The sequence below is a fragment of the uncultured Clostridium sp. genome, from assembly GCF_947036855.1.
GTDB lineage: Bacteria > Bacillota > Clostridia > Clostridiales > Clostridiaceae > Sarcina.
On record NZ_CAMQRY010000066.1, the window covers coordinates 1 to 14,303 of the forward strand.

At 27.3% G+C, this 14,303-nt stretch carries 13 protein-coding genes; 9 read left to right on the forward strand and 4 right to left on the reverse strand.

What is annotated here, in order from left to right:
- A partial coding sequence (locus Q0V15_RS08050; protein WP_297437787.1) for a hypothetical protein occupies positions 1 to 1,032 on the reverse strand: 1,032 nt, incomplete at its 3' end.
- Between the two features lie 202 nt (positions 1,033 to 1,234).
- Here Q0V15_RS08050 and Q0V15_RS08055 point away from each other — a divergent pair.
- The gene (locus Q0V15_RS08055; protein ID WP_297437789.1) at positions 1,235 to 1,648 is read left to right on the forward strand and encodes a hypothetical protein; all 414 of its coding nucleotides are present in this window, start codon (positions 1,235 to 1,237) and stop codon (positions 1,646 to 1,648) included.
- Positions 1,649 to 1,704: 56 nt separating this feature from the next.
- On the opposite strand, the gene Q0V15_RS08060 is transcribed toward Q0V15_RS08055, so the two are convergent.
- Entirely contained in the window at positions 1,705 to 2,265 is a 561-nt protein-coding gene (locus tag Q0V15_RS08060) for a carbonic anhydrase (protein ID WP_297437791.1), read from the reverse strand.
- Between the two features lie 219 nt (positions 2,266 to 2,484).
- Here Q0V15_RS08060 and Q0V15_RS08065 point away from each other — a divergent pair, with 219 nt between their 5' ends.
- The 4 genes from Q0V15_RS08065 to Q0V15_RS08080 all read left to right on the forward strand — a co-directional run bounded on the left by Q0V15_RS08065 (position 2,485) and on the right by Q0V15_RS08080 (position 7,840).
- A complete protein-coding gene (locus Q0V15_RS08065; protein WP_297437793.1) occupies positions 2,485 to 3,486 on the forward strand; it encodes a glycosyltransferase family A protein in 1,002 nt (333 codons plus the stop codon).
- A gap of 126 nt (positions 3,487 to 3,612) precedes the next feature.
- The gene (locus tag Q0V15_RS08070; RefSeq protein WP_297437795.1) at positions 3,613 to 4,059 is read left to right on the forward strand and encodes a PH domain-containing protein; all 447 of its coding nucleotides are present in this window, start codon (positions 3,613 to 3,615) and stop codon (positions 4,057 to 4,059) included.
- 3 nt (positions 4,060 to 4,062) lie between these two features.
- Positions 4,063 to 5,487, forward strand: coding sequence for a PH domain-containing protein (locus Q0V15_RS08075; RefSeq protein WP_297437797.1), 1,425 nt, complete (start codon positions 4,063 to 4,065; stop codon positions 5,485 to 5,487).
- Positions 5,488 to 5,668: 181 nt separating this feature from the next.
- Entirely contained in the window at positions 5,669 to 7,840 is a 2,172-nt protein-coding gene (locus Q0V15_RS08080; protein WP_297437799.1) for a DNA topoisomerase III, read from the forward strand.
- Positions 7,841 to 7,990: 150 nt separating this feature from the next.
- Here Q0V15_RS08080 and Q0V15_RS08085 read toward each other — a convergent pair whose 3' ends face one another.
- Positions 7,991 to 8,395, reverse strand: coding sequence for an Rrf2 family transcriptional regulator (locus Q0V15_RS08085; protein ID WP_297437801.1), 405 nt, complete (start codon positions 8,393 to 8,395; stop codon positions 7,991 to 7,993).
- A gap of 241 nt (positions 8,396 to 8,636) precedes the next feature.
- Between Q0V15_RS08085 and Q0V15_RS08090 the strand changes: the two genes are divergently transcribed.
- A complete protein-coding gene (locus tag Q0V15_RS08090; protein WP_297437803.1) occupies positions 8,637 to 9,971 on the forward strand; it encodes an MATE family efflux transporter in 1,335 nt (444 codons plus the stop codon).
- Positions 9,972 to 10,048: 77 nt separating this feature from the next.
- Positions 10,049 to 10,189, forward strand: a complete 141-nt coding sequence (locus Q0V15_RS08095) for a hypothetical protein (RefSeq protein ID WP_297437805.1) — start codon at positions 10,049 to 10,051, stop codon at positions 10,187 to 10,189.
- A 45-nt stretch (positions 10,190 to 10,234) separates the two neighbouring features.
- Here Q0V15_RS08095 and Q0V15_RS08100 read toward each other — a convergent pair whose 3' ends face one another.
- Positions 10,235 to 11,818 (reverse strand): ABC-F family ATP-binding cassette domain-containing protein, encoded by a 1,584-nt coding sequence (locus Q0V15_RS08100; RefSeq protein WP_297437807.1) that lies wholly within the window; start codon positions 11,816 to 11,818, stop codon positions 10,235 to 10,237.
- A gap of 204 nt (positions 11,819 to 12,022) precedes the next feature.
- Between Q0V15_RS08100 and uraA the strand changes: the two genes are divergently transcribed.
- Complete coding sequence (gene uraA, locus Q0V15_RS08105; protein ID WP_297437809.1) at positions 12,023 to 13,348, forward strand: uracil permease; 1,326 nt, start codon at positions 12,023 to 12,025, stop codon at positions 13,346 to 13,348.
- Positions 13,349 to 13,679: 331 nt separating this feature from the next.
- Entirely contained in the window at positions 13,680 to 14,177 is a 498-nt protein-coding gene (locus tag Q0V15_RS08110; protein WP_297437811.1) for a QueT transporter family protein, read from the forward strand.
- Positions 14,178 to 14,303: the final 126 nt, after the last annotated feature.

The following is a 14,303-nucleotide window of genomic DNA, read 5'->3' on the forward strand; positions in this document are numbered from 1 at the left end:
AGAAATAAAAAGGCATAAAGATAATGTTATAGATAATCTAAGTGCAAATTTTAATCTAATAGGTTTATTATAAAAACTTTTTTTGAAATATGGTGAGTTATTAAAAAACTCAATAATAGAAAATTTAGAAGTAATATCAGTTTTTTTATTATATATTTTTAGTTTTTCTAGTGTAGACCTCATATTATTAAATACAGATATAAAGTTTTCACTAAAGTCTGTGGTATTATTATTTTTGATAGAACTAAATAAAATTAATGAATCTGTATATAATAAACTTAAGTTGGATGGCAAAGAGTCTATTATAGTAGAAATAGCAACTAAAAAACTCTTGTTTTGTAACATTAAATCATTTTTAAAATCTTTATAAAGAAGATTATTTAAGTAGCTTATGTGAAGAAATAATTCAAATTGTAAGTTACTAATAATAGAACTCAAATCATTTTTTTTTCTACTAATATATATATCATAGATATTAAGTTGCATTTTATTATTTATAGAAATATATAAATCTAAATCAAATTGATTTAAAGAAGATAATTTAATTTGTTTCAGAAGTAAAATGAAAATACTATTAAGGTTTTTAGTAATATTTTTAGGCGTTTTTCTTTTAGTACATAATATTGAAAGTATAATTACAAGGATACTTCCAAAAAGAGTAGCAAGAAGTCTGTTTAAAAAGGCACTATATGTGTTTAGAGAAAAACTTGTAAATATAAATAGCATTAAAACTGGTTTATATAGCTTAGGATTATAGCTAAAGCTAAGAAAATAACCAATGAAGAAAATTGTTATAAAATTAATAATAAATCCTAAATAAAGATTTTTACTAGATATATATGAAAGTGATACTAGCAGTACATTAAGTGATATTAAAATAAAGATTTTTTTTAGTGTATGTACTTTTATATTTTCGAATGAAAATGCAATTCCAATAAGAGCAATAGGAAATGCAAGCATTATATTATCTAAGCCAAAGAATATAATTATTCCAAGCATTGAAAGCGATGCAATTGAACCAAATTTAAACATTGTTTTAGTATTTAATTTTATTTTTTTTGTAAAGTTATTATATAAATTATTCATAGTAAATTAAGTTCCTTTTTATTATTATTTGTAAGATATTCTTTATTAGTATTTTCAAAAAGAATAATAAAAATCATAAAATTATGTACCAAATGAATTTTTATCTCATATAATATATCAAAAGTTTAAAATAACAGGAGATAAAAATATGAGTAGTTATTCAAATGGAAATTCTATGTGTGGAAATAAATGTAATGATGTGAATAATAATAAATGTCAAAAAGAGTGTAATTGTAATAATCAGCATGAATCATGCTATTACTTAGAACAAGAGCTTAGAGATGTATTAGAATACTTAATGAGCATTGAAGAACATTCTAACAAGAAAATAGATAAAGCAAGAGAATATCAAGAGCAGGTTGGTATTTTGATAGCAAAAGCTATGGAAGCACAATGTAGGGCAAGTGATCTTTTAAGCGAAGTTGATTGCATTGAAAATGAATCAGCGCAGGTTAGAGAAAATCTATATTCATTGATATATAGAACAATTGATTGTTATAAAAGACAAAATGACAATAAGTGTGGTTGTAAATGTGAGTGTAATTGTTGCAATAGAAGATAGAAAAAAAGGTATCCATCTTAAAATAAGATAGATACCTTTTGTCATAGAAATTGAAATTATTTAGTACCATCAATTACAAGGTCTAATTTCCCAGTTTCAGGGTCTATTATAAGTCCGTGTATTCTGACTGTTTTAGGCATTAAAGGATGGTTTTTAACAACATTAACACTTTCTAAAACCGATTCTTTAACACAAGTAAACCCTTTAAGCCAAGTATTAAGATCTATTCCAGCATTTTTAAGTGTATTTAAAGTATCATCTGAAATCCCCCTAGCACGCATTTCTTCAATTATATGAGTTGGTTCAATATTACTCATACCACAACCATGATGCCCTATTATAAATATATCTTTAGCATCAAACTCATAAATAGCTACAAGAATACTACGAACCGCACTTCCAAATGGGTGGATTATGGTAGCACCAGCATTTTTAACTATTTTAACATCACCATTTCTAACATTCATAGCTTTAGGTAAAAGTTCTGTAAGTCTAGTATCCATACAAGAAACTATAACAGCTTTTTTATTAGGTAGATTAGATGATGTATATTTTTCATAGTCTTTTTTCTCAACAAAAATTTTATTGAACTCTAAAATATTTTTTAATGTATTCATAATAAATCCTCCAATTATATAATATCTGTAATCTAATATATTTATAGTATTTTTAAATGTACCATTAATTTGGCAAAATAGTACATTTAAAATATATAAATTATTAAGATTATAACATAATAATGAATGATGAATAGTTAAATTTAAAATACTTTACTAATTGCAAAATTTATGTAATTATAAGTATATACATATAAAAGTAAAAGCGAGGGGATTATAATGGATAACAAGGTATTTTTAAGCATAGTTATTCCTATGTTCAATGCAGAGAAAACTATAATTAAAGCCTTAGATTCTTTAAATAATCAAACGGATAAGGATATTGAATTAATATTAGTTGACGATGGTTCAACTGATGATTCTTATGAAATTTCAAAAAGCTATTTAGAGAGTAAAGATTTTAATTATGATATTTTAAGAACAGAAAACTATGGTCAAAGTAAAGCAAGAAACCTCGGAATTGATAAAGCTATTGGTGAATATGTATTATTTCTAGATTCAGATGACTATGTAGATAGTAAATTAGTTGAAGTAATAAGAGAAGCATCAAATAGAAGTCATCCAGAAATAGTCTCATTTGATTATAAAAGAGTAAATGCTGATTATACAATTAGAAATTCAACAGAACAAGAATATGCATTCTTTAATAGTATGTCACCAGGAATGGACGTATATGATGCATATAAAAATAATAAACTAAGAATTTGGACATCTTCATTAGTATATAGAAAAGATTTTATAGAAAATTTTAATTTAAGATTTTTGGAAGATGCTTATGCAATGGAGGACTTAAACTTTATATTTAAGAGTTTATGGAATTCTACAAAGATAAAAGTTATAAAGGATAGTTTATCTTACTATTATCAAAGACCAGATTCGTTAACTAATGCGGCTGATTTTACTTTCAATAAAACTGTGGTTAATTCTATTGAAGATTTAATAGAACTTTCAAGAAAAAGAGTTTATGGAATAGATTTTGAAAGAGGTATAAGTAGAGAGTTTGCAATAGAACACATAATGTATCAGCTATTTGCATGTACAAATTCAAATAATAAAGCTGAGATTTTAGAGTTTTTAGAGGGGAAAAAGGTTAAGGAATTTTTAGATGAGGGTGTTAGAAAAACAACAAGATATGGTAGAAGCATGTTTATTTGGAGTAAAATAGCAGCTTATGCACCTAAATTATTTATATTTTTATATTTGAAAAAATCTAAAAAGTAAAAAATAGTTTAAATAAAATACGGAGCAGACTATAGCAAAGCTAATATAGTCTGTTTTTTTGCATTAAACAAAATCTGTAATATAAGGTATAATGATATAGGCAAATTAAATGAATAAGGGGAAAAAATGAAAGCATATAAATTAAACAAAAGATATATAATAAAAATGATACTTAGTAGATTTATAATACTTGCAATAATTGATATTTTTTATATTATATATGCTCATAAAATTGCAGATAAATATATGATTTTAGCATCAAGTATAATATATATAATAAATGTAATAGGAATTATGTCTATTGTAATAATGCCATTTATAGAGTATTTATCATATAAATATTTAATTGGAGAAAATGCAATTGAAATAAAATGCGGAGTAATATTTAGAAAAAACATATATATATCACGAGAGAATATAAAATATGTAATAGCACAAAAGGATCCATTAGACCATTTGCTTAGAATTAGTAGTTTGAAGTTATATACAACAGCAGGACATAGAACTATAAAGTCGTTAGATGATAAAAAGCTTGGGGATCTCTGGGTTATAATGAAGGAAGAGGAATTGTAATAGATGGTATATTATAAAAAAAATCATTGGAATATAATGATGATTAATTACATTAAAATTATAAAGAAATTTTGGGCTTTAATAATTTTAATAATAATACCAAGTATACCGTATGGTATATATGGTGCTATTGGGATTTTTATAGCAATTGGAATTTTTGTTTTTTTTAGATGGATGAATGAATTTATTATAATAGAAAATAAAAATTTACTATATAAAAAAGGTATTATTAAAACCAGTAAAATAAAAATTCCACTTAGTAGTATTTCCTTAATAGAGTTTAATAAAACAATTGTTGATAGAATTCTTGGGCTAAGAAGAATAAAAATAGAAAGTATTTCGCCTAAAGATAGGAAATTTGGGATAACACTAATACTAAAGAAAGATGAAGTATTAGAATTTAAAAATGCAGCAATTAATTTAGAGTATATTAAAGATGAAGAAAACTTTAAAATTGATGTAAAAAAAGCATATAAAATGTCATTTAAACATTTATTAATACTTGCAACACTTAGAAGTAATATAATACTTGGCGTAGGTATTATTTATTCGATAATACATCTTCTTAATGAGGTTGATAAGCGATTTGGAATTGAACTAAAAGGCATGCTTTTAAATAATGCTATATATGGAATAAGTAGTGCTCATGAGATTATAGGGGTATTAATATATATAGTTTTATTATTTGTAGTAGTTTTTAGCATAATACTTATTTTTTCAATACTTGGAATGTTATCTAAGTATTATAAGTTTAGAATTTTTAGAAAAAGCAATCATTTATATATTCATCATGGACTGACTACAAGGCGTAGATATTCTATAAAAGTAGATAATATTCATGCTATTAAAATAGAACAGAATTTTATAAATCAGTTACTTGGATTATATACATTAAAAGCATCGGTGGTAGGCTATGGAAATGAAATGAGTGAAGATGAAGTTATGTTTCCATTATGTACAAAAAATGATTTCATGAAAGTTATTGAAGAGATAGTACCGGAATTTAGATATATAGGAGATATACATATACCACCTAAAAAGACTTTTAATAATTTTTATATTTCTTGGACTAGTTATTCAGTTGTTTTTGCAGTAGCCTTTTATTTACTCCTAGATAAAAGTTTTGTAGGATTTATAGTAGTACCTATTATGATACTTTGGAGATATTTAATAAAAAGAAATTCAGCACTTGGAACAGATAAAGATATATTATACTTTAGTTCTGGTTCATTTATAAGAAGGATAACACTTATAAAAAATAGTAGTATGATTGAGTGTTGTAGAGTTGTTAATTTATTTCAAAGACGAAAAAAAATTTGTGATTATAGAATAAGATTTTATAATCAGAAGAAAATAGACTGGATAAGAGTTAAAAATATGGATGATAGATTTTATAAAAATATAAAAGATAAAATGGATGTAAAATAGCAAATAAGACCTAGTATTTGAGTGATAATATAAATTACCACTTAAAAGCTAGGTCTTTTATTATATAGTTTTTGGTGATTTGTAATAAGGTGAGAATGATATTACTAGTAGAATATGCTAATATAGTAGTTAGAAGAAAATTTATAATGCAAAAGCATTAGATTAGTGAGGATGAAATAATATGAGTAAAATATTAGTATTTGCAGAAAAACCATCAGTTGGTAAAGATATAGCAAAAGTTTTAAATGCTAGAAAAGGTGGAAATGGATTTTTAGAGGGAGATAAGTATGTTGTTACTTGGGCAATGGGACATTTAGTAAGTCTTGCACCTCCGGAAGCTTATAATAAAGAATGGAAAGATTGGAAGATGGAAGCATTACCTATGCTACCACCACATATGAAACTTGAAGTACTTCCTAAAACAGCAAGACAGTATAGTACTGTAAAAGGATTATTAAATAGAAATGATATAACAAGTATAATAATAGCTACAGATGCAGGAAGAGAAGGAGAGCTTGTTGCTAGGTGGACTCTTGAAAAAGTAAGATGTAGAAAACCTATAAAAAGACTTTGGATTTCATCAGTTACAGATAAGGCTATTAGAGATGGATTTAATACTTTAAAAGATGGAAGATTGTATGAAAATTTATATAGAGCAGCAGAGGCTAGAGCAGAGGCGGACTGGATTATAGGATTAAATGCTACAAGAGCTTTAACATGTAAGCATAATGCACAGTTATCATGTGGTAGAGTTCAAACTCCAACAGTTGCAATAATAGAAGCTAGAGAGATTGAAATTAGAGGATTTAAAGCAAAAGAGTATTATGGATTAGATATGGTTGCAAATGGATTTAAATTTATTTGGCAGGATAAAAGCAATAATACAAGAACTTTTGAAAAACCTAAAGCAGAAAGTATTTTATCTTCAGTAAAAGGTAAAGAAGCTAAAGTTTCAGAAGTGAAAAAAGTTAGTAAAAAAAGCTATGCTAAGAATTTATATGACTTAACAGAACTTCAAAGAGAGTGTAATACTAGATTTGGATATTCACCAAAGGAAACTCTAGGACTTGTTCAAAGACTTTATGAAAGTTATAAGGTTTTAACATATCCAAGGACTGATTCAAGATACTTAACAAGTGATATGGTAGGAACTTTAAAAGACCGAGTTAAAGCTTGTGCAATTGGAGATCTTAGTAGATTTTCAGTGAAAATAAACTCAAAAGAAATAAAGGCAAGTAAATCATTTATAGATAATTCAAAGGTTTCAGATCACCATGCTATTATTCCAACAGAGCAAAGAGTTGATTTTTCAATAATGGGAGATAAGGAAAGAAAGGTATATGACCTTGTAGCTAGAAGATTCTTAGCAGTACTTCTTCCACCATGTGAGTATGAAGAAGTATCAGCAAGTGTAAACATGTCTGGTGAAGAGTTTAAAACAAAAGGAACTAGAATAATATCACTTGGATTTAAAGAAGTTTATAATGGAGCATCAGATGATGACGATATAAAAGATGTAAAACTTCCAGATTTAAAGCAAGGTGAAATTTTAAAAGTAACATCTATAAATATAACAAGTGGAAAAACAAAAGCACCAGCAAGATTTACAGAGGCAACTCTTTTATCAGCAATGGAAAACCCAGTTAAATTTATGCAAGGTGATAGTGCAGAACTTAAGAAAAAAATTGGTGAAACAGGTGGACTTGGAACTGTTGCAACAAGAGCTGATATAATAGAAAAATTATTTAATAGTTTCTTAATTGAGAAAAATGGAAAAGATTTAACTATAACATCAAAAGGTAAGCAACTTCTAGGGCTTGTACCAAGTGGACTTAAAACTCCAACACTTACAGCAAGTTGGGAGCAAAAACTTTCACAAATTGAAAAAGGTAAATTACAACAAAAAGATTTCTTGAAAGAAATGAGAGAGTATTCTAAAGCTGTTGTAGCTGAAATAAAGGGTGCAGAGAGTAAATTTGTGCATAATAACTTAACTAGAAATAAATGTTCTGAGTGTGGGAAATTTATGCTAGAAGTAAATGGTAAGAAAGGTAAAATGCTGGTTTGTCAGGACAGAGAATGTGGACATAGAGATAATGTTTCAATGATAACAAATGCTAGATGCCCAGAGTGTAAGAAAAAGCTTGAATTAAGAGGTAAAAAAGGTTCAAGTTCTTATATATGTAATGGATGTGGATTTAAAGAGAAAGAAGAAGTATTTAAGAAAAGATTCACAGATAAAAAATCAAAAGTAAGCAAAAAAGAAGTTGGTAATTTAATGAGAAAAATGAATAAAGAAGCAGAAGAAGATATAAATAATCCATTTGCTGATTTACTTAAAAATTTCAAATAAAATATAAAATTGATAAGAGATACTACTGTGCTAATGCATCGTAGTATCTCTTTTGATTTATAATTAAATTAGTTATATTTTTTAAGATATAAAATTAATAAAATCTTTAAAAAAATTTAAATTATATCTTAGTTAAACCTTAATTATATCTTATTTATTTGGCAATACATCAGCAAGGGTATAGTTAGCAAATTCATCTATAAATGAATTTAAGGCACTATTCATTATACCTTTAAGCCTGCAACCAGAGCTCATCATAGGACAACTATCTCTATTTGAGAAACATCCTGCAATATTTAAATTCTCTTCTGTTACCTTTAAAACTTCACTAAGAATTATATCACTAGGATCTAGACCAAGTTTTAAACCACCAGCTCTTCCTTTTAAAGATATAACAAATTCAGTTTTTGCAAGTTTTTGAACTATTTTTTTTAAGTGATGTTCTGATATATCAAGAGTAGTAGATAATTCCTCAACTGTACAAAGTCTATCTGTATTATTAGCAAGATAGATTAAAGCCCTAAAAGAGTAATCAGTAAATTTTGATAAGTACATATTATACCGCCTTTTGTTTATTCTAGTTATTTATATTCTAATACATTTTTGTATAAAAACAAGCTTGGTTTAATTAAATTTAAATAAAATTAATAAAGAAAGTAGGTATAAGAATTAAATATAAATAGATTTATAGTAAATACAAGTTTTTTTTTGATAAATTAATTTTAGCAATTATGCATTTGTATGTTATAATTCAAAGTGGACTTTACATAATTAAATATTAAAAAAGGAGTATAATTTGAAAAAAGTAGATTTAACAAAGGGAAATGTTTTTAAAGTTATACTAAGACTTGCAATCCCTATAATGAGTAGTTCAATTTTACAATTTGCATATAGTATAATTGATATGTTTTGGGTTGGAAAATTAGGAAGTGATGCTGTTGCTGCAATAGGGACAACTAGTTTTTTAATTTCACTAGGATATTCAATATTATCAATGATAGTTATAGGTGTATCTGTAAGGGTTTCACAATCAATAGGTAGTGGAGATATACATAAAGTAAAGGAATATTTAAATATAGGAATGATTACAACACTAGTAATTGGAAGTACTTATGCATTAATAGTATTTTTATGTAGAGATTTATTTGTAGGGTTTTTTGTAGTTAATGATATTAGTTTATTTAATCAAACTAAATCATATCTATCAATAAGTTGTATAATATTTATATTCTCAGTCTTTAATATACTATATTCAAGAGTGTCAAATAGTTTTGGTAACAATAAACTTGCGCTTAAAATAAGTATTCTTGGGATAGTTTTAAACATAATATTAGATCCAATATTTATATACATATTAAAAATAGGAGTTGATGGAGCAGCCATTGCTACATTAATATCACAAATAATAATGTTCTTATTATTTACACTTATTAAATCATCACCATTTAGGTATGATTTTAAAGAAAAGATATCACTAGAAAAAACTTTAGATGTAATAAAACTTGGGATTCCAATGGCTATGCAAAGATCATTATTTACACTTGTAAATATAGTGCTTGCTAAATTCATAGCTGATTTTGGTGTCTATGCAATGGCAGCACAAAAGATAGGAATTCAAGTAGAGTCAATAACACTTATGGTTATAGGTGGTATAAATGGTGCTATATCTGCATTTACAGGACAAAATTTTGGAAAAGGTTCTGTTGAGAGAATAAATAAAGGTTATAATTCAGCACTTATAATAGGTGGGGTTTATGCAATTATTACAACAATAGTATTTTTAGTTATTCCAGAGAAGATAGCAGGAATATTTGTTTCTCAAAAGGAAACTATAAATATAACAGCTAATTATCTTAGGATAATTGGAAGTGTACAAATATTCTCAGCAATAGAAGTTATATCTAATGGAGTATTTACTGGAATTGGAAAGCCTAAAATACCAGCATTGATAAGTATTATATTTACGATACTTAGAATCCCTATGGCTTTAGTTTTGATAAACTTATTTGGAGTTACAGGGATATGGATTAGTATTGCAATATCAAGTACGTTAAAAGGTATAACAGCTATATTAATTTACAAGATAAAAACTGAAAAAGAGATTTTGAGTAAATTAACAATAGTTAAATAAAGTAAGTTTAGAATTCATTTTATTAAAATTAATGGTTAGCAGTTACTAAAATATTATATTTAGGAGCACACATAAATATGAGAAGAAAAGCATTAAATAGAAATTCTTGTTTAAAAAAGAAGAGAAGAATAAAAAGAAGAGTAGAACTTATGAGACTTAAGAATAATAAATTATCTGAATGTGAAAATAATATGGAAATTAGTGAAATAAGTATATAAAGAAAAGTGCTAGGACATCTGTCCTAGCACTTTTTATTATTAATATTATTTTTGATTTAAATATTCATCATATGAACACTCTTTGTTAAACTTAACAGTACCATCATTAATTTCAATAATTTTAGTAGCTATAGTTTCAACAAATTGGTGATCATGACATGCGAATAATAATGTGCTTTTATAATCAACAAGTCCATTATTTAAAGCTGTGATTGATTCAAGGTCTAAGTGGTTAGTTGGTTGATCAAGGATTAATATGTTAGCTGAGCTAAGCATAAGTTTTGATAACATACATCTAACTTTTTCTCCACCTGATAATACATCAGCATTTTTAAGAGCTTCTTCACCAGAGAATAACATTCTTCCAAGGAATCCTCTTAAATAACTCTCAGATTTTTCATCTGAATATTGTCTAAGCCATTCAACAAGTGAATACTCAAATCCATCAAAGTAAGATGAGTTATCTTTAGGAAGATATTCTCTAGAAGTTGTAACACCCCATTTAATTGCACCTGAATCTGGTTCAATTTCACCAGCAAGTAATTTAAATAAAGTTGAAACAGCTATTTCATCACCAGTAAAGGCAATTTTTTCATTTTTCCCAAGTACAAAGTTAACATCATCTAGAACTTTAACACCATCTATAGTTTTAGATAAAGAACTAACAGAAAGAACATCATTTCCAACTTCTCTTTCAGGTTTAAATCCAACGAATGGATATCTTCTGCTTGAAGGTTGGATATCATCTAATGTAATTTTATCAAGAAGTTTCTTTCTTGAAGTAGCTTGTTTAGATTTAGAAGCATTAGCACTAAATCTTGCAACGAAGTCTTGTAATTCTTTAATTTTCTCTTCTTTTTTCTTATTTTGATCTTTAGACATTTGAAGGGCAAATTGACTTGACTCATACCAGAAATCATAGTTACCAACAAATAATTTTATCTTACCGAAGTCAACATCACAAATTTGAGTACAAACCATATTTAAGAAGTGTCTATCGTGAGATACAACTATAACAGTTCCTTCAAAGTTCATAAGGAAGTTCTCAAGCCATTCGATAGCTTTAAGGTCTAAGTGGTTAGTAGGCTCATCAAGTATTAGTAACTCTGGTTTACCAAATAAAGCTTGAGCTAAAAGAACTTTAACCTTTTCATCTCCTCTTAATTCTCCAACATTTTTGAAATGTGATTCTGTATCAATTCCAAGACCTTGAAGTAATGAAGAAGCATCAGATTCAGCTTCCCAACCGCCCATTTCAGCGAATTCTCCTTCAAGTTCTGAAGCTTTTATACCATCTTCATCTGAGAAATCAACTTTTGCATAAAGTTCATCTTTTGCTTCCATTATTTCAAATAGTCTTTTATTTCCCATCATAACAGTTTTTAAAACTTCAACATCATCAAATGCGTTGTGGTTTTGGCTAAGAACTGACATTCTTGTATTTGGAGCAAGTGTTATATCACCTGTATTAGCCTCGATTTCTCCTGCTAATATTTTTAAAAATGTAGATTTACCAGCACCATTAGCACCAATAACTCCATAACAATTTCCTGGGTTAAACTTTAAATTAACATTTTCAAAAAGTTTTCTATCCCCAAATCTTAAACTTACATTAGTAACTGTAATCATTCTATACTTCCTTTCAAATTCCCATATTTATTAATTAACTATAAAAGTTAATATTTTACTTTATAAAAGTTAAAAAATCTTATCTTTAAGTGACTATTATAACATAGTTAAAATAAAAATCCTATTGTATTAGTAGGATTAGTATGATATATTTTTTTAGGAAAACTTTTAATTTAGTCCAGAGAGGCTAAGAAAGGGGCATATATGAAAAATAATAATATAGAGGTTAAACCTCAAGACGGAAAGATAAAAGATTTTATAGGAGTTGAGGAAAAAGTTCCTTTAAAAAGAGCGTTACCTTTAAGTTTACAACACTTATTCGCAATGTTTGGAGCATCAGTACTTGTTCCCTTAATATTCCATATTGATCCGGCGACTGTATTTCTATTTAATGGAATAGGAACTATAATTTATGCGATTATAACAAAGGGGAAGATACCAGCTTTCCTTGGTTCTAGTTTTGCATTTATTGCCCCAGTACTAATGTTATTAAATCATGGATTCTCTTTTGCAGAAGTGCAAAGTGGATTTGTAGTATCAGGACTTGTATTTACATGTGTTGGTCTGATTGTAGCATTTACTGGGACAGGTTGGATTAATAAAATATTCCCACCAGCATCTATGGGAGCAATTATTGTTATTATTGGTCTTGGGCTTGCAGGTAATGCTGCTAAAGATTCAGGGTTTGCAGTTAATGGTAGTGCAGCAAATAGTACTCATATAATAATTGCATTAATAACTCTTGGTACAACAATTTTAGCTACAGTTCTTTTAAGAGGATTTTTAAAGATAATACCTTTATTAATAGGTATCGTTGTAGGGTACATAGCATCAGTAATGTTTGGAATTGTTAACTTTACTGAAATAAAAGAAGCGAGCTTCTTTGCAATTCCACATATGCAAATGGTTAAATTTAATCTAGATGCTGTACTTACAATACTTCCAGCAACTTTAGTTGTTATAGCTGAAAACATAGGTCATTTAGCAGTAACAAGTAGTGTTGTAGGTGAAGATCTTGCTCAAAATCCTGGATTACATAGATCTCTTATGGGAGATGGTATTTCAACAATGATATCAGGATTCTTTGGATCTGTTCCAACAACTACTTATGGAGAAAATATAGGAGTTATGGCAATAACTAAAGTTTATAGTGTTTATATCATTGCAGGAGCAGGTGTTTTATCAATGGTTCTTGCTTTTTCAGGTAAGCTTGCTATGGTTATTAAAAGTATACCAAGTCCGGTTATTGGTGGAATTAGTATTCTTTTATTTGGAAGTATAGCAGCTGCTGGTATAAGAACATTCGTTGAAGCTAAGGTAGATTACTCAAAAGCTAGAAATCTAGTTTTAACATCAGTAATACTAATTGTTGGTATTAGTGGTATGTCTGTGAAAATTGGACAAGTTGATCTTAGTGGAATGGGACTTGCAACAATAGTTGGAGTTATAATAGCTGGTGCATTTATGATTTTTGATAAATTCGGACTTATGAATGAGGAAGAAGATATCTTTGGTCATGAAGATAAATAGAAATGCAGAATTTCATATATTTTAAAAGAGCTATTACAAGTAATAAACTTGTAGTAGCTTTTTTAAGTTAGAAAATTAGAGTGTATATAATAGTAATAATTTTAAATATTGATAGTGAGTGTGTGGTTAAATTTGACAATTTAAAGCGTGGGATTTATAATAAGTGAAAAAGACAGTTTGAGAGCCTCCTGTCTGTAAACAAAACTACGGCATAAAAATTAGCTTTTATTAGCTAGTTTTATTAGTGTGTCGTAATATATATAATATATTACGATTTTTTGTTTGGAAGCTTTTAAATTTCTTTCAAAATCATTTGGGGGTAAATTTAAAAATGAATAATAATAAAACAAGAAAATTAGTTGTATCAGCTTTGATTGCAGCTATATATGCAGCATTAACTTTGGGTCTTGCACCAATAAGTTATGGACCAATACAAGCTAGATTATCGGAAGTAATGGTACTTTTAGCATATATAGATCCATTCTATATATGGGGGTTAACACTTGGGTGCTTTATAGCAAATGGGCTTGGACCAGATGCTGCTTATAATATTGTATTTGGAGTTCCAGCAACATTTATAAGTGTTGTATGTGTTGCCTATACAGGGAAGTTCTTTAAAAATACAAAGTGGGGAATATATGTAGCATCATTATGGCCTGTTTTATTTAATGGGGTAATAATAGGATACATGTTATACAAAATGTTAGGTATACCACTTGTATTAACTATGTTACAAGTTGGAGTAGGAGAGTTTGTTGCAGTTTCAATAGTTGGGATAATAGTATATAAATTAGTTTTTGTAAAATTGAAAGATAAAAAAGTTATTTAGTTAAAAGTGCTATTGTGGGCAGGTAAAAATAAACTGCTAATCACAATAGCACTTTTAGTTTACTATAACTTCATAAGATATTAATAATTAGTTGATAATATTTATCTATTAGATAAAGAGTATTAT